Here is a 16,789-nt window from a genome sequence, read left to right on the forward strand (position 1 = left end):
TCTTTCCTTCAACTAAAGTCCGAAAAGAGATACTCTCTGAAAGAGATGGCAATCTTTGGCCAGACCCGGGCCAAAGCTCCAATTAATTCTCCCAAACGTCCGAAAAGAGATACTCTCTGAAAGAGATGGCAATCAAGTTTCTTGGTCTGGCCGCTTCCGCCTCGGCCAGACCCGGTCCGAAAAGAGATACTCTCTGAAAGAGATGGCAATCCGGAGTCCTCTATATCCATTCCTTTCTATGAATTCGATGGTCCGAAAAGAGATACTCTCTGAAAGAGATGGCAACTATAATCGCCATATTTAAACGTGGCCGTCCTGTCGTATTCGAGTCCGAAAAGAGATAATCTCTGAAAGAGATGGCAATAAAAAATATGCCACCCCCCAGACTCCTGCTGCGTATATTGTCCGAAAAGAGATACTCTCTGAAAGAAACACCAATTTGCCTTTGTAAATCTCAATTTGAGAAACAGTGTCAGAAAGTTTGGAGTAAGATACTCTTTAAAGAAACGGGAGCTTCTCTGGGAGAAAAATGCAGTATTCAAAGACTGAAAAAAATACAAGTGAGGTGATGAAATTGTATCCGGAAGCAGTGAGGATGTTTCCAGATGTGTCGAATTTTAAAGCGCTGTACGAATTGACTGCAGACGAGCTTGAACGGCTCTTGACAATCAACCCGGCGCTGATGTTTGGAAGTTACGATGAACAACCTGAGAAATTTGCGAACAATGCGATAGGCTGTACTGTGAGTCCGAAGTTGGTGCGTATCGAAGAGGATTGCGTAAAATTCACAGCCGACGTGACGGTTGTCGGGGAAGGAAACCGAGCAGTTGGTATGCACGTGTACGGTATAATGAAACCGAACTCGGTGATGTATTTCAGTCCGCTCCCGCCTGATGCGATCAGTATCATGCTCAATCTCATCCGCGAAAACAACGTCGTGTACGTAACGACAGTGAACTCCATGACAGAACCTTGTGGAGGTGTTCATCCTATGTTGGCATTTTTCAAGAATCTGAGTGCTTATGTGGATGCTTTGCATGGTGCGATTGGATTGTTGGAGAGTAATATCAATCAGTTGAGACAGATGGCGGAGCAGACAGATGATGAGAACTTGAAGGCAACTGTTGAAGCACTTGAAAATGAAGCGATTGATGCAATTCGCAGAATCAACAGCCTGCTTCCAAAGATCACTGAGACCTACGCAGCGATTTCCAAGCGTGCAAGCAATTGACAAAGTGGGCGGCCATGCGGCCGCCTTTTCTGTTAAATTCACTCGCAATACACTTCGGCGGTACTCGTACAATCCTTCAAATTGAACACAAGGTTTTGAATCTGATTAGGTTCCAACTTTGACGATGTGGGCAAAAATTTAAGCGTTAGTGATTGGCGTAAAAACGTTGAATCGTGATCGTTGTAAGGGATCGAGTTAAAAATCAAATTCCACTGAGATGAAGGTGAAATGATGGTAAACAGCTTGAACTGCGCTTTGGTCAAACGCGTGATCGAAATGGGAAAGCTTTGCTTATGCGAAGCTATAGAACAATTAAAACGGAGGTTTGTGGAACTTGTCGGTGAATGACCACCATCAGAACAAATATCTGCATGGTGTGGAAGTTTGAAACACACTCAAAATTTACTTCAACAACTCAATGAAGGTCTCTGGGGGGCTTTTGAATATCGCTTACCGATGAGTCACCAAAGAATTGACATGTTGCTGTTCGGTCACGACAAGGTTGGTCTTCTGCTTCTGAAAAGGTATCGTGGAAACTGGTGGAAAGTGCCTTCAACATTCTGACATTCAGACTACCGACTATGTAAACAAGCTACGATTTTCACATTCTGAAGCCCATAAGTATTGTCTTGAGGGCAATGATTTGGCCAATTACTTGAAGAATTTGACACCGACAAGTTCGGCGTGGGATGAAGTGGAAGCGTTCTTTCAAGGCACTTACGTTCAAACGGCACACCTTCTGAATGCTGTTGAAAAGCACAAAGGTGAACTTCTTTGCGGGGCCATTGAAACGCTCAGTATGAAAGGCTTTGCACCATCGGAGAAGCAACGAGAAATCATTGCTCAGGCATTTGAAGTGTTCAAAATAACGAGTCTGTAACTTTCTTGGCTAGGGAGAAAACGCGTTCAGAGAAGTGAATGAAATTTTCATACCACCGAGGTTGAGTAATCTTTTGAAATTTTTCAGCACAATTCACTTTCAAAATGGATCACTTGACTGAGATTATCTCCAAATATATAATTAGTTGTGGAAATAATTTCCAGGAGGTATTGTATGAGATATTTACCTAGAGGCATCATCATCAGTTGTCAGCTCGAACCTGGTGACCCTATAGAGGATGTTTCTTTCGTTGTAAATATGGCAAGGGCGGCGGTTCACGCAGGAGCTATTGCTATAAGAACGAACGGACCCATTCATGTAGAAGAAATAAGGAAATCTGTATCGGTTCCCATCATCGGTTTAGTCAAAGACAGAAACTATGAAGCTTTCATTACACCGACTTTCGATCATGCTAGAAGTGTGATTGAAGCCGGTGCCAGTTTTGTTGCTATAGATTGTACGAGAAGGCAGCGCCCTGTTCCGTTGAACATTCTTTTCGAATCCATCCGAAGAAATTTCCCCGAAGTTGGAATCATTGCAGATATCGCTGATGAAATCGATGCACGCAATATCTTGCCATTGGGACCCGATTATCTCGCGACAACTCTGTATGGTTATACCCCATACACAAACGACGATAATCTACCCAACATTGCGCTCGTGGGAAAAATCGCTGCGAAGTTCGATGTACCTGTTATCGCTGAGGGTGGTTACACGACCCCACAGCAAGTTGAGCTAGCCTTTCAGGTTGGTGCACACGCAGTGGTCATAGGCACAGCGATAACTAGGCCTTGGTTGACTATTAAGAAGTTCGTTGAACGTGTAAAACCCTATCTATAAAGGGGAGGGATGAAGGATGAGGAAGATTCTGACTCTGCTAGTGATCTGTCTGGTCTTGACAAGTTTTGCCGCAACGAAGGTTTCCATGGTCTACTGGCCCGGCCCAGAAAGTGAAGCGATGCAAAAAGTTGTGGATCACTGGAATGCGACGTACGGAAAGAAGTTAGGTATCGAAGTTGAAATCATCAACTTCAGCAGAGAAGGTTTTTGGGAAAAGCAGGAAACATTACTCAATGCCAGATCTTCGGCAGTGGACATCATCTTCGTTGCCACCTACATCATTGGTCGACTTGCCCCACATTTGGTACCTCTGGAAGGTTTCGATTTGAATCCAGAAGTTTTCATAGCGTCTGCTTTAGAAAGTATGTCCTTCGAAGGTTTTCTCTATGGTCTTCCACTCGATGTCAGTAACCATTTCCTCTATTACAGAAAAGATTTAATGCTGAAACTGCTGACAGATGCGACGTGGAAATCTAAATATGAAGATTTAAGCCAAAAGTACTTGGGTATCAAACTCTCCCCGAAAAAACCAGAAGAATGGAACTGGGAGGATTACAAAGCAACGGCTATTTTCTTCACGAAAAAATACAACCCCGATTCTCCCGTCGATTATGGAAACGTCCTTCAAATGAAAAATCTGGTTTATAACATCATGATTTGGAACAACGTACTTTGGTCTTTGGGTGGTACTTGGTTTGACCAGAGTGGTAACTTTAGGATCAACACAGAACCAGCGAAAAAAGCTGCGGCTTTGTTTAAAGAACTCTATGACCTAGGTACTGTTCCACCAGGCGTTATGACTTACGAGTTTGGAGAGGCGAATGAAGCATTTAAAACAGGAAAAGCGTTCATGATGATTCAATGGTCTGCTGCATATCACATATTGACCGATAAGAAAGAATCTCCTCTGGTGTTCGATAAGGTCGCTTTGGCACCAATACCAGGTCCAAAACCGTCTACTCATGTTCATTGCCTCGGTGTCGCGCTGAGCAAATACAGCAAGAAAAAAGATGCGGCTCTAAAGTTTCTATCTTTTCTTGCTAGCGAAGAAGCTATGAAGATGTATGCAGAAAACGGTGGTATTCCTCCCGTAGAACCAATTCTCACGGCGCTCGGTTCAAAAAGACCTGAATTTCCAGCCATAGCAGAACATGTGAAGAAATATGGGTATGTAGAAAGCACACTTGGAGAAACTATGGCCATTCTTGAGGTATTATCGAACAAACTGACAGCTTATTGGGCTGGACAGATGAAATTGGAAGATGCACTTGATCAAGCTCAACGCGAATGTGAGGCTATTCTCAAAAGAAAGTAATAAAAAAGCGAGCCCCGCGGTGCGGGGCTCATTTCCTTCACTCGAGAGGTGAACAAACATTAGGCTATCAAGTCATAGATTGATTATTGGATATCTGTTCCTTGTTCCACTTTTGATAACAGTGGTCGGTTTGTTGATCTACTTGTTGTTATCTTCTGTAAATATAAGCTTAAGGAATGTCTATTTTGGTTTCGTGGAAGGCTCAGAATTTACTGGATTCAGTAACTATTACAAGATTCTGAAAACTCCAAGATTCTGGGGTGCCATGAGATTCAGTTTGATATTCGGTTGTGTCACGACTTTACTCGAACTTGTCACAGGATTCGCTCTGGCATACTTTTATTATTCCAAGTTTAAAGGTAACAAGTTGGTTTTCACTTTGCTCATAACTCCTATGCTCATGGCACCTTCTTTGTTTGGACTGATGAACAGGATACTGTTCAACAATTTTATTGGGTTAATCCCTGGATATTTGAGATTTCTGTTTGGAATAGACATCGACTTTTTTTCACCGAGAAATATCGTTCTGACTTTGATATCGATAGATGTCTTACAATGGACGCCTTTTACTTTCTTGGTATTTTATGCTGCTCTTCTGTCAATACCACCACAGTTGATAGAAGCGGCAAGCATAGATGGAGCGAAACGTTCCCACGTCTTGTGGTATGTGGTTTTACCTTATGTAACACCAGCCTTGGTAACCGGTGGATTCCTCAGATTTTTGGAGTCCTTCAGGGTTTTCGATACAATCTATGTCTTAACCGGGGGAGGACCAGGTTACTTAACTACTAGCATCAGTATTTTCATATATAGAACTGGTTTCACAATGGGCGATCAAAGTTCGTCCAGCGCGGCTGGTATGATACTGTTCGCTTTCATGATGATTCCAGCAATAATCTTCGCCAAGATGATGAAAAGGCGGTGGTGAACATCACCGGAAAAAGGAATTTTCTCGACTGGTTTGTATTGATAATTCTTGTTTTAACACTCAATCTACCATTCATCAATGTTGCTATGACTTCTCTGAAGACGAACGCTACTATTTCGCAATCTCCACCACCATTGTTGTTCAAACCAACTTTGGTTCATTACCGTGATATATTCACGAATCCCACCTTTATGTTTACAAGATTCTTGATGAACAGTCTCGTAATAGCTTTTAGTTCTTCTCTGATCACCGTGTTGATCTGCTTACCCGCAGCCTATGCCATTGTGAAAATCGGTATAGGATACAAATTTCTATTCCCATTTGTGACCAACTTGCGAGCAATCCCTCTGATAATATTTGCACCGTCTGTATACATATTGTTTAAAAGATTGAACCTCATTGACCATCAATTCGCTATAATCATAATTCACATTCTAGTAAATGTTCCTATCGCGTTAGGACTCCTCTGCAGTTTCATGCAAGATGTGCCACACGAGATAGAAGAATCGGCTCGGCTCGATGGAGCAACTGAACTACAGGTTCTTTCCAAGATCGTGGTACCTATGATTTCACCGTCTATAGCCGCCGTCTTTGTCTTGGGATTCATATACTCATGGAATGAATTTTTATTTGCCTTGATATTGAGTGTAAAAAGGGCAACGACATTAACGGTTGGAGCGAGTCTATTCATCACCGCTTGGGGCGTTCAGTGGGGCAGAATCGCTGCAGCGACAACTTTGGCTGTGATACCACCTTTCCTATTTTCCTTTTATGTACAGAGATATCTGGTGCAAGTCTTCACTGGGGGTCTGAAGGAATGATAATCGCACTCGATATAGGTGGTACGGCAATAAAAGGAGGGTTAGTGTCCAAAGAAGGATTTCTTAAAAATAAATTTGTCTTGACCAATTACTCTACACCCATGATGGCTATCTTCGAACTGATCGAAGAGTTCTTAAGTATTGAGACTCGTATTGAAGCTATCGCTGTAGCAACAGCGGGTAGGGTCAATATCGAAACAGGTGTAGTTTTGTACGCTTCACCTAACATTCCAAACTGGACTGGTACCCCCATCGCCAAGAATCTGTCTGAGCGGTACAAATTACCCTGCTTCGTCTTGAACGACGCACAAGCTGCGGCTTTTGGTGAGGCAAAAGTCAGGAACATTGAAAGTTTAGTCATGTTAACCATTGGTACGGGGTTGGGTGGTGGTATCGTATTGAATGGAAAACTCATACATGGATACAATCACGAAGCGGGAGAGATTGGTCATACGATTTTGAAACCAAGAGGCAAGTTGTGTAACTGTGGAAAGAGAGGATGCGCCGAACGATACATATCGATGCAAGTACTTCACAGATACTGTAGAATTGAGAACAGAGAGGAACTGATCAAAAAGTTTCAGAAAAAAGAAGCAGCGGTGATCGAAGGTCTAGAAAGAATGTGTGAGGATCTAGCGGTATTGATTGATAAAGTCTTTCTCATGATCGACCCACAAGTTGTCGTCATAGGAGGAGGATTTTCAGAATTGGGACCAGTAGTACTGGAAGTACTCAGGAAAAAGATTGAGCCTCACTCGACGAAGTCTCTTTATAAACCGAGTCAAATTGAGCTTTCACTACTCAAAAACGATGCTGGCATCATAGGAGCGGCACTTTACGCTGAAGAAAACCTTTTGAGGTGTTGATCGTGTCTGAGGACATTGTGACCCTAATAAAGACTAATGAAAAAATTTTCACCAACAGAGAAGCTGAATTAGCTCATTTTGTATTGGAAAATGCTGAGAGAGTCATATACATGACCATCACAGAACTTGCGGATGAATTGAAAATCGGTCAAGGAACTATCGTGAGATTCTGTCAGAAGCTCGGTTTTTCGGGTTTTCATCCATTCAAAATAGCCTTGGCGAAAAGCCTAGGACAGAGTTCAGAGGAAAACCACGAGATCGAGAGTTTGATCGACGTGGTTCGACGAAATCACATAGAAGCAATAGAAGAAACATCCAAACTTTTAAGCGTGAACGAAAAAATCGTTCGCGAGTGTGCTACTAGGATTGCGACCTGCAGGAGGCTTTATCTACTCGGTGTAGGAGCATCTGGCGTAACCGCTATGGATGCCTTTTATAAGTTCATGAGGATAGGTATAGACGCTAGATACAATCAAGATCCACATCTCCTAGCGATGTGGCTCTCTGAATGCAACGAACAAGACTGTGTTCTAGCTTTCTCTCAGAGTGGTTCCACAGCGATCGTGGTAGACATGGCAAATTTGGCCAAGCACAATGGATCTTGTATCATAGCGGTCACAGCCTATGCACGATCCCCACTAGCTGAGCATGCGAATTTCGTCCTACTCACTTCGATCAGGGAAAGCCCATTCCAAAGTGGGGCGATAAGATCAAAAATAGCACAGTTACATGTTCTTGAAGTGCTGTTTGAGCAAACGAAATTCTTGCTTTCAGATAAAGCTATTGAAGCAACGAAGAGGACTGCAATGGCTGTGGAAAAATGGATCTATTGAACCAATTTCAAAAGTAACTTCACCGTACGGTTGAACAGCTTCGGTGGAGTGTAATTTCCCCGTTTTGCTACTTCGAACAACTCGAGTGTTCTTTTCACATGGTATTCAACCATCTTCCTTCCGCGTTCTGCATCAGAAAGTGAAGGATCACCGAGATAATATGGATTTTCAGAATCATTTATCCAATCCACCGTGACGGCTAAGCTTTCAGTTTTGAGAAATCTCAAAAGGTTACCAAGGACAGTTCTTTTGGTCGGAAAGTATCGAGGAAGATTTTTTGTCCTCACCATTTCAGGCCTTACGTACATCATCAAGGAAGTTTCGTTGGTACCGGCATGTAGGTCTCTCACATCGCCGTTCATCCCCGCAGGTATACCAATTTCGGGTGAATCGTTCAACATTTCTTGGAAGATATGAAGAAAAGGGACGATGAGATTGAAGCCGAACTTTTTCTTCAATTTCGTCGAAACTTCGGCGAGGGCGAGTTGGTGTCTTGGCCCACCGTGATTGTCGAACACGATCCAATATTTGAAACCCATCTTTGCAAGAGAGTAACCAACTTCCAGAACAAGATTTTTGAAAGTTCTATATTTCAACCAAATCGAGCCGAACACCGGTTGAGCATCACTACCGAGTGGAATCTCAAAGAGTTTCACAACTTCGTGGTCTTTCTCAAGATACTTACAAGTTTCCTCCATCACCCTCTGCGCGATGAATACGTCTGTGCCGAATGGAAGGTGTTTACCGTGTGTTTCTATTGGGGAAATCACAGAAACGAGCACCGTCTTTTCTCTATCGAGCTTTTGAACTTCCTCACAAGTGAGCGCAAGATAATCTTTCATACTTCCGTACCTCAACGATCATCTCTCAATTTTTTGTAATGCTCATTCATGATCTGGTTTTTGAAATTCACAAGCTTTTCAAGATCTTGAACTGAAAGACTTAGTGTAAAGCTTGCTTCGACGATCGGAGCTATGTTGAGATCGATCAACTTCACTTCGTTCATCGACAAAACCAAAGTCTGAGCCAAATCATCTCTAGGTTTTCCACCAGCATAACCGTAATATCCAAGCAGATCACCGTAGCTCGGTTTGGCATCTCCATCAAAATCTAGCCAGGCATAGATCTTCACCCTAGGTTTATTAACCTTAAGCTCAAAACGCCCCAGCGCGTCGGCAAAAGTTACACTGTCAGGATTTCCACTCTCATCGACGCTATACACAACAAGCGGTTGCCAACCACCTTGCCAAGTCACAGCCGCATAAGCATTGATGAGCCCAGCACCGTAGTAAATGTCGTATCCACTTGATCCAAGATCTATAGCTGTTCTTCGAAGAACGGTTCTGATGTTTTCTACACCGACTATTCCTTGAGAGATCATCAAAGCAACCAAACCCGTCACGTGCGGTGCCGCCATCGACGTTCCAGCCATTCCAATGTATTTTACATAAGGATATAGATAGCTTGGATAAGTACTCAAAATCCCTCCTTGTTCATCACCGCCTGGTGCGACGACGTCCAATTCAGGTCCATAGTTTGAATAAGAAGCCCTCATAACACTCTGTGTCACAGCACCAACAGCTATGGTTTCAGGATAAGCGGCGGGATAACCTACAGGTCCATCATCGTTACCTGCAGCGCAGACCATGACAACATCGTTTTGATAAGCGTACCTGACCACGTCTTGGGACAAGTTGGATGGTCTAGAAGTTCCAAGCGAAACATTTATGATCTTTGCTCCATGATTGACTGCGTACACAACAGCTTTCGCAAAATCAAAAACTGTTCCATTGCCACTGCTTCCGACGATTTTCAACGGCATGATTTTCACTGCTTGACCCCACGTCACACCTGCAACACCTCTATAATTGTTCGTCAAAGCTGCGATGATACCTGCAACGTGTGTTCCATGTCCATTTTCATCTTGTGGATAATTGTCGTTTTCGACAAAATCGTATCCTTCTACAAAGATTCCAGAGAGATCTTCGTGTGAGAAATCGACGCCCGAGTCGATAACCGCTATCGTGACAATGTCCGTACCTATCGTGTACGACCATGCATATGGAAGATTCACCATCGTCAAGTTCCATTGCCAATTGTAGTATGTATCATTCGGAACTATTCGAGAATGCAAACTTACAGTACAATTTGGCTCGATATTCAAAAAGCCAGGGATCAACGATAAAATTTCTTTCAGCCTTGGGATGTTCAATTCAGTTCTGAGAAGATAAAAAACTTCTTTCTCAAAACGCAGTTCATCCAACACCACCCCAAGTTTTTGAAGCTCTTCTTTCACGTTGAGCGGAACTTTCTCGGCGTCGAAATGAACCACGTATTGATCTTCAATGCGATCTGCCGTGTTCAAGTTTTCTGATGGGACAAATCGAACAGCGTCAAAAGATCTCGTCACATCACCAACGTAAGCAGACACTTTCCCCACTATCTTCGCTGAAAAGCTAGTTGGTGGTTGCGGTATCAATGTCGGTGCACCACAGTTTGTTAAAAGAAAGACCATCAGCACGGTGAAGAATAAAAAGAAATACTTTCTCAACAACATCATCCTCCAACGATTCTCACTGAAACCATGTTAGCACACAATTTAAACATCTGATATCATTCGTTGGATGAAGGTTCGATGAAAAAGCGAACTTGAAGCGTTGGGAAAGAATGAGAGGGGGTATTCCATGATTCCTCCAGTGAAGAAGTTTGAGGCTATTTCTGGCAAATTCAAGTTGGCTTTTGGGAAAATCTTTACACACAGAGGCTCTTTTAAAATTGCAAAGTTGCTGTGCGAAGAACTTTCAAAATTTGGCTTAGATTTTTCCATCGTTGCTCATTCCAACAGCGGTTCAAAGATCGAGTTGTTAGAAGACAGAAACGTAGTTCACCATGAACAAGGCTATAGAATCATCGTGCGAACTGAACGCGTCAGTATAGTCGCTGGCTCTGATCGAGGCTTGTTCTATGCAATACAGACTTTCAAACAACTTTTGAGGGAACATGGATTCGAAATTCCCTGTTTATTCATTGAAGATGAGCCAGATTTTGAAAACAGGGGGTTCATGCTCGATATCAGCCGAGACAGGGTACCGAAACTGGAGACTTTGAAAAAACTCGTGGACTTACTCTGTGAATTGAAGTTCAATCAGCTTCAGCTCTATATGGAACACACTTTTGCTTACGAAAAACATGAAAAAGTCTGGAAAGATTATTCACCTCTGACGCATGGGGAAGTGATGGAACTCGATGAATACTGTAGAGAAAGGTTCATAGAACTCGTTCCAAATCAGAATTGCTTCGGACATCTGGAAAAATGGCTTGCTCATGAAGATTACAAACACCTCGCTGAATGTCCAGATGGTTTTATTTTTCCTTGGGGAACTGCGTCTGGACCTTTTTCGTTGTCACCAGCTGTGCCGGATTCTTTGAAATTCGTTGAAGAACTTTTGGATGAACTTCTACCCCATTTCTCGAGTTCCAAAGTGAACGTCGGTGCGGATGAAACCTTCGATCTTGGCCTTGGTCGTTCTAAGGAGCTCTGTGAGAAGTTTGGAAAAGGTAGAGTATACTTGAATTTCCTTCTGAGTTTGTACAAAATAGCTAGAAAACACGGTAGAACGATGATGTTCTGGGGTGACATCATAAAGAACCACCCAGAGCTTGTGGCGGAGCTACCGAAAGACATCGTCGCACTGATATGGGGTTATGAAGAAGCTCATCCTTACTGGGAAGAGTGTGCGTTGTTTGCTGGTAGCGGTGTGCCGTTCTACGTTTGCCCGGGCACATCGAGTTGGAATTCGTTCGTCGGTAGAATCGATAACGCGTTGAAGAACATCGAAAACGCCATTCAAAATGGTAAGAAACATGGTGCCATTGGATTCTTGCTCACCGACTGGGGGGATAATGGCCATCCACAACATCTTCCTATTTCAATTGTTCCGATTGCACACGCAGCCTCTCTCGGTTGGAACGGCTCAGTAGAATTGTCCCCGGAAAAACTTTTGGAACAAACAGATGTGCATATTTTTAAGTCGAACGTGGCTTTATCAAGAAAACTGTATGTTCTTGGAAATCTCTACAAAAAAGTGAGCGTTCAAATTCCCAACGCTTCGATGTATTTTTTGACGATGATGCTTCCTGAAAGGTTTCTTGAGTCGATCAAAGCGATGAGCGAGGAGGACATCAAAAAGATGAGAGAGAATATCGAACAAGTCGAAGTTATGATTCAACAGCTTCGATCCATCCGTGATAAGACTGACCTTGAATCATGGATCGATCAGATCATCAACAATGCCGAAATGTTGAGACTATCGATGGAGTGGATAGTGTTGATGAACGAACACAAAGATATTGAAAAGATCCCACGTGAACGTTGGGGATCGTTCGAGGAAGAGTTCGAACACATGTTGAAAGACTATGAAAAACTGTGGCTCGAGTTGAACAAACCAGGTGGATTGAAACAGAGTGCAGAAAAGTTGGCACGTGTACTCAATTTGAGAACTCGAAACTGAAGATGTGTGTTTCGTTGGATTTTGAGAACACAATCATCTTGTTTCAACTTTCGCTGGAGGTGAACTTATGAAACGATTCTTTCTAATGTCGCTGATGATTTTGAGCTTTGTCGTTTTTTCATCGACGAAAATCGTGGTTCACTATCATCGGTTCGATGGCAATTATGATGGTTGGAACCTTTGGATATGGCCCGTCGAACCTATATCTCGGGAAGGATCCGCTTATGAATTTGACGAGACGGATGATTTTGGCATGAAGGTAACGATAACTCTTCCTTGGGATTTAAACAAGGTCGGTATAATCGTTAGGTTGAGACAATGGGAAGAAAAAGATGTGGCCAAAGATAGGTTCATAGATATAGAAAACGGTTTTGCGGAGGTGTGGATATTGCAAGGTGTCGAAGAAATATTCAGAACGAAACCAGATACGAGTCCGAGGATAATGTTCGCTCGATTGATCGACTTTTCCACGATCGAAGCTTACGCAACGAATCCTTTCGATACATCGGGTAAGACTGACAGAGTGAGGGTTGAAATCGATGGCAAAGCTGTGGATGTAGCGAAAGTTGAGAAGTCTGATCCTACGGATATTTCTCGTACAAGACATTTCAAAGTGATACTGTCAAAACCACTCGATGAGGAAGACCTTCACAGAGACATTTTTTTGTACGTTGAAGGCTTTAAAGAATCTCGAGTTTTTCCCGTTGAAGTTCTCGATCAACTTTATTACGACGGTCCTCTAGGTTTCTTTTACACACCCAACCATACAGAATTTTATGTTTGGTCACCGGTGAGTCGCTCTGTCGAACTGCTCCTTTACAGTGACGCCAAACAGAATGAACCGACACGTACTCTGCGCATGGAAAGAAAAGAAAAAGGTGTCTGGTATGTGAAAGTTGATGGAGATTTGCAGGGTTGGTTCTACAAGTATCGTTACCACAGTTATGGTCAGATCAGAGAAGCCGTCGATCCATACGCGAAGGCCCTTTCTTTGAAGGGTAAACTCGGTGCGATCGTGGATATGAAACGGTTGAATCCCGAAGGATGGGAGAAAGACAGTTTTGTTCGACTCGATTCTTACGTGGATGCTATCATCTACGAGATCCATATCGCCGATATGACCGGTTCTGTGAACAGTGGGGTGAAGAACCGTTGTTCGTACATTGGTATGAGCGAGGAGGGTACAAAAGGTCCAAGCGGTGTTACGACCGGTTTGGATCACATAAAGGAACTGGGTGTGACACACGTCCACATACTTCCCATACTCGATTTCCACACAGGTGATGAACAAGACAGAGATTTCGAGAAACATTACAATTGGGGATACGACCCTTACCACTACATGGTGCCAGAAGGTTGTTACAGTCTGAACCCAAAAGATCCAACGGCGAGGATATACGAAGTGAAAAAGATGATCCAAACCTTCCACAAAAACAACATAGGTGTTATACTGGACGTAGTTTTTCCACACACTTACGGCGTGGGGGCGCTCTCTGTTCTCGATCAAGCGGTACCTTATTACTATTACAGGATCACTAAGACGGGTCAGTACATAGATGAAACTGGTTGTGGTAACACCACGAACAGTGAAAGGCTCATGATGAGGAGATACATCATCGATACACTAGTTCACTGGGTGGAAGAATACCACGTGGACGGCTTCAGATTCGATCAGATGGGATTGATAGACAGAGAAACGATGATTTTGGTCGAAAGAACCTTGAGGAAGATCAATCCGAGCGTGATCATATATGGAGAACCTTGGGGAGGATGGGGTGCAAAAGTGAGGTTCGCCAAATCGCAGTTGCTCGATCTTAGGGTAGCTGTTTTCAACGATAGTTTCAGAGATGCGCTCAGAGGATCCGTGTTCGATGCGAAAGCGAAAGGCTTTCTGATGGGAGCTTTGGCCAAGGAAAATTTGGTCAAAAGGGGGATTGTGGGCAGTATCAATTACGATAACAGATTGATCGTCGACTTCGCAACGAGCCCAGAACAGACGATAAACTACGTTGAGTGCCACGATAATCACACGCTGTGGGACAAGAACGTGCTCGCTGCGAAAGCCGACAAGCGCGAGTGGAGCGAAGATGAGCTCAAATCTGCTCAAAAACTGGCTGCGGCCATCCTTTTGACATCACAAGGTGTTCCTTTTTTACACGCCGGTCAAGATTTCTGCAGAAGTAAAAACTTCAACGACAATTCTTACAATGCACCGCTTTCATTGAATGCGTTAGACTACGAGAGAAAAGCTCAGTTCCTCGATGTTTTCGAGTACCACAAAGGCTTGATCAAGCTCAGAAAGTTTCATCCTGCATTCAGAATGAGATCGGCTCAGGAGATTAAGAAACATCTGCATTTCCTTGACTCACCGAGGAGAACTGTAGCCTTTTTGATCAAAGACCATGCCAACAATGATTCTTGGAGAGAAATTCTGGTGATTTACAACGGTGATTTGACCCAGAAGGAATTCACACTGCCTGAAGGAGAATGGAACGTCGTCGTCGATAAAGACAGAGCAGGAACCGATGTTCTTTACACACTGAGCGGCACGATCAAGGTTTCTCCAATCTGTGCCATGGTGATGTACAGAAACTGAGGAACGGGGGATGATCAACGTGGTCGTTGAGGTCGTTGATCTGAGGAAAAAATTTGGTTCCATAGAGGCACTCAAAGGTATAAGTTTTGAAATCGAAAAAGGTGAAATCTTTGGTCTCATAGGACCGAACGGAGCTGGGAAAACGACCACACTCAGGATCATTTCGACCCTGCTCAAACCTGACAGTGGAACTGTGAGAGTCTTCGGATACGATGTCGAGAAAGAACCTCAAGAGGTCAGAAAACTCATAAGTTATCTTCCAGAGGAAGCTGGCGCTTACAGAGAATTGACCGGGCTTGGATATCTAAAATTTGTGGCCAGATTCTTCGCGAAGAACAACGCCGAGTTTGATGAGATGATCGAGGATGGAATTCAAATAGCTAACCTCAAAGATAGATTACGTTCGAAGGTGGCCACTTACAGCAAAGGTATGACTAGAAGACTCCTCATCGCTAGAACCTTGATGGTTAAACCAAAGCTCGCCATACTCGATGAACCCACCTCAGGTCTCGATGTTCTCAACGCACGAGAAGTGAGATCGATCATAAAGCACTTCGTGGAGGATGGAGGAACGGTTCTTCTATCTTCGCACAACATGCTTGAAGTGGAGTTCCTCTGCGACAGAATCGCGTTGATAAGTAATGGTGAGATAGTTGAAATGGGTAAACCCGAGGAGTTGAAAAAGAAATATTCAGCTTCGAACATAGAGGAGGTCTTTGCGGAGGTGGTTCAATGTTCTGGAACTTGCTGAAAAAAGAACTGAGAGAGATCCTCACCGTTTCGAGTTTAATATCAATCGTGGCTGTTTCCGCAATTTATGCCTTCATAGGTAAAGGTATCGGCAGTGTCACCGAGGAAGCGTTGAAGAAACCTGTGGTGGCCGTAGTGAACATGGACAAAGGCGATTTTGGAAAGGCGCTCGAAGATGCCATAGATAAATTCGCGCAGGTGGTTTACAAAGGTTCGAGTGTTGAAGAAGCTGTTGAGCGATTGCGGAAAGAGGCTGGCTCTGCCTTACTCATCGTTCAAGAAGATTTCAGCCAAAAATTGGCCTCGAGACAACAAGCGAAGATCAAAGTGATTTCGTTTCTGAAAGGCCTAGGTATCATGGATGTCGTTCCTTCGGAAAGTTTCAACAAATTCTTGGACACGTTGGAACATCAAATGACCGTGGCCTTGTTGACGCAGTACGGCGTTGATAATCCCAGCTTCGTGCTCGACCCTTTGGGTAAAGAAGAAGCGACGATGTATCTTGGAAAGATTTTGGAGGGTCTATCCCCTTCGCAACTTTTGAGTTATTTCTCCAACAGGTGGCTCATCGTCTCCGTTGTTATAATGATGCTCATATTGATGTCTGGTAGCACCGTGATCGCGTCGATGGGGCTCGAGAAGGAAAATAAAACTCTCGAAACACTGCTCACCATGCCTGTCAGACGAAGCTACATCATACTTTCGAAGATATTGGCTGCGGCGACCTCTGGTCTCATCATGGCGGTCATCTACATGGTTGGTTTCAGTTTCTACATGAAGTCATTCGAGGTTCCAGCACCGATTCAATCGAACTTTAAAATCAGCTTACCAGATTATAGCTTGATCGGTCTTTCGATGTTCTCCGCCCTTCTCTGCGGTATAAGTCTGGCAATGCTTTTGGGACTGATCTCTAGAGATTTCAAGAGCGCTCAAACTATGACCTTCCCCTTAGTAGCCTTGACACTTTTCAGCATGATGTTGACCATGTTCAAGGATTTCACCACAATGCCTGGAATTTTGAAAATCGTAGCCTTCGCGATTCCTTTCACACACGCTATGACTTCCGTGAGAAATATCTTCCTCAACAACTATCTTTTGGTGATATATGGTAGTTTGTACAATTTCGTACTCGCAGCGGTTCTACTGGGGATCATCGTGAAAATTTTCAACAGCGATAGCTTAATAACAGGAGTGCGATTCTTCAAACCGAAAAAATGA

Annotated in this window: 14 protein-coding genes and 1 CRISPR repeat array; of the genes, 12 read left to right on the forward strand and 2 right to left on the reverse strand. The window is 43.5% G+C overall.

What is annotated here, in order from left to right:
- The first annotated feature begins 17 nt into the window (after positions 1-17).
- A CRISPR array of direct repeats spans positions 18-439; the repeat unit is 36 nt; unit sequence GTCCGAAAAGAGATACTCTCTGAAAGAGATGGCAAT.
- A 129-nt stretch (positions 440-568) separates the two neighbouring features.
- The 8 genes from NZ875_08360 to NZ875_08395 all read left to right on the forward strand — a co-directional run bounded on the left by NZ875_08360 (position 569) and on the right by NZ875_08395 (position 7,714).
- Positions 569-1,231 (forward strand): hypothetical protein, encoded by a 663-nt coding sequence (locus NZ875_08360; GenBank protein MCS7175745.1) that lies wholly within the window; start codon positions 569-571, stop codon positions 1,229-1,231.
- A gap of 643 nt (positions 1,232-1,874) precedes the next feature.
- Positions 1,875-2,111 carry a hypothetical protein gene (locus NZ875_08365; GenBank protein MCS7175746.1) on the forward strand — a complete coding sequence of 79 codons (237 nt, stop codon included), beginning with the start codon at positions 1,875-1,877 and terminating at the stop codon, positions 2,109-2,111.
- Positions 2,112-2,285: 174 nt separating this feature from the next.
- Positions 2,286-2,951: a putative N-acetylmannosamine-6-phosphate 2-epimerase gene (locus NZ875_08370; protein MCS7175747.1), complete on the forward strand. Its 666-nt coding sequence runs from the start codon at positions 2,286-2,288 to the stop codon at positions 2,949-2,951.
- Between the two features lie 16 nt (positions 2,952-2,967).
- On the forward strand, positions 2,968-4,266 hold the full coding sequence (locus NZ875_08375) for an extracellular solute-binding protein (protein MCS7175748.1): 1,299 nt from the start codon (positions 2,968-2,970) through the stop codon (positions 4,264-4,266).
- Positions 4,267-4,387: 121 nt separating this feature from the next.
- Complete coding sequence (locus NZ875_08380; protein ID MCS7175749.1) at positions 4,388-5,194, forward strand: sugar ABC transporter permease; 807 nt, start codon at positions 4,388-4,390, stop codon at positions 5,192-5,194.
- 209 nt (positions 5,195-5,403) lie between these two features.
- Positions 5,404-6,015 carry a carbohydrate ABC transporter permease gene (locus tag NZ875_08385; GenBank protein ID MCS7175750.1) on the forward strand — a complete coding sequence of 204 codons (612 nt, stop codon included), beginning with the start codon at positions 5,404-5,406 and terminating at the stop codon, positions 6,013-6,015.
- The gene (locus NZ875_08390; protein ID MCS7175751.1) at positions 6,012-6,881 is read left to right on the forward strand and encodes an ROK family protein; all 870 of its coding nucleotides are present in this window, start codon (positions 6,012-6,014) and stop codon (positions 6,879-6,881) included. The genes NZ875_08385 and NZ875_08390 overlap by 4 nt, the downstream gene beginning before the upstream one ends.
- 2 nt (positions 6,882-6,883) lie before the next feature.
- Positions 6,884-7,714: a MurR/RpiR family transcriptional regulator gene (locus NZ875_08395; GenBank protein ID MCS7175752.1), complete on the forward strand. Its 831-nt coding sequence runs from the start codon at positions 6,884-6,886 to the stop codon at positions 7,712-7,714.
- Here the strand turns inward: NZ875_08395 and NZ875_08400 are convergent.
- On the reverse strand, positions 7,708-8,556 hold the full coding sequence (locus tag NZ875_08400) for a creatininase family protein (GenBank protein MCS7175753.1): 849 nt from the start codon (positions 8,554-8,556) through the stop codon (positions 7,708-7,710). The two genes, NZ875_08395 and NZ875_08400, sit on opposite strands and share 7 nt — an antisense overlap.
- An 11-nt stretch (positions 8,557-8,567) precedes the next feature.
- The gene (locus tag NZ875_08405) at positions 8,568-10,265 is read right to left on the reverse strand and encodes a S8 family peptidase (GenBank protein MCS7175754.1); all 1,698 of its coding nucleotides are present in this window, start codon (positions 10,263-10,265) and stop codon (positions 8,568-8,570) included.
- A gap of 133 nt (positions 10,266-10,398) precedes the next feature.
- Between NZ875_08405 and NZ875_08410 the strand changes: the two genes are divergently transcribed.
- The 4 genes from NZ875_08410 to NZ875_08425 all read left to right on the forward strand — a co-directional run bounded on the left by NZ875_08410 (position 10,399) and on the right by NZ875_08425 (position 16,789).
- On the forward strand, positions 10,399-12,225 hold the full coding sequence (locus tag NZ875_08410) for a family 20 glycosylhydrolase (protein ID MCS7175755.1): 1,827 nt from the start codon (positions 10,399-10,401) through the stop codon (positions 12,223-12,225).
- Between the two features lie 67 nt (positions 12,226-12,292).
- Positions 12,293-14,821: a type I pullulanase gene (pulA, locus tag NZ875_08415; GenBank protein MCS7175756.1), complete on the forward strand. Its 2,529-nt coding sequence runs from the start codon at positions 12,293-12,295 to the stop codon at positions 14,819-14,821.
- A 10-nt stretch (positions 14,822-14,831) separates the two neighbouring features.
- Positions 14,832-15,572, forward strand: a complete 741-nt coding sequence (locus NZ875_08420) for an ABC transporter ATP-binding protein (GenBank protein MCS7175757.1) — start codon at positions 14,832-14,834, stop codon at positions 15,570-15,572.
- The gene (locus NZ875_08425; protein MCS7175758.1) at positions 15,554-16,789 is read left to right on the forward strand and encodes an ABC transporter permease; all 1,236 of its coding nucleotides are present in this window, start codon (positions 15,554-15,556) and stop codon (positions 16,787-16,789) included. Before NZ875_08420 ends, NZ875_08425 begins: the two co-directional genes overlap by 19 nt.

The organism is Pseudothermotoga sp. (genome assembly GCA_025060105.1).
Classification (GTDB): Bacteria; Thermotogota; Thermotogae; order Thermotogales; family DSM-5069; genus Pseudothermotoga_A.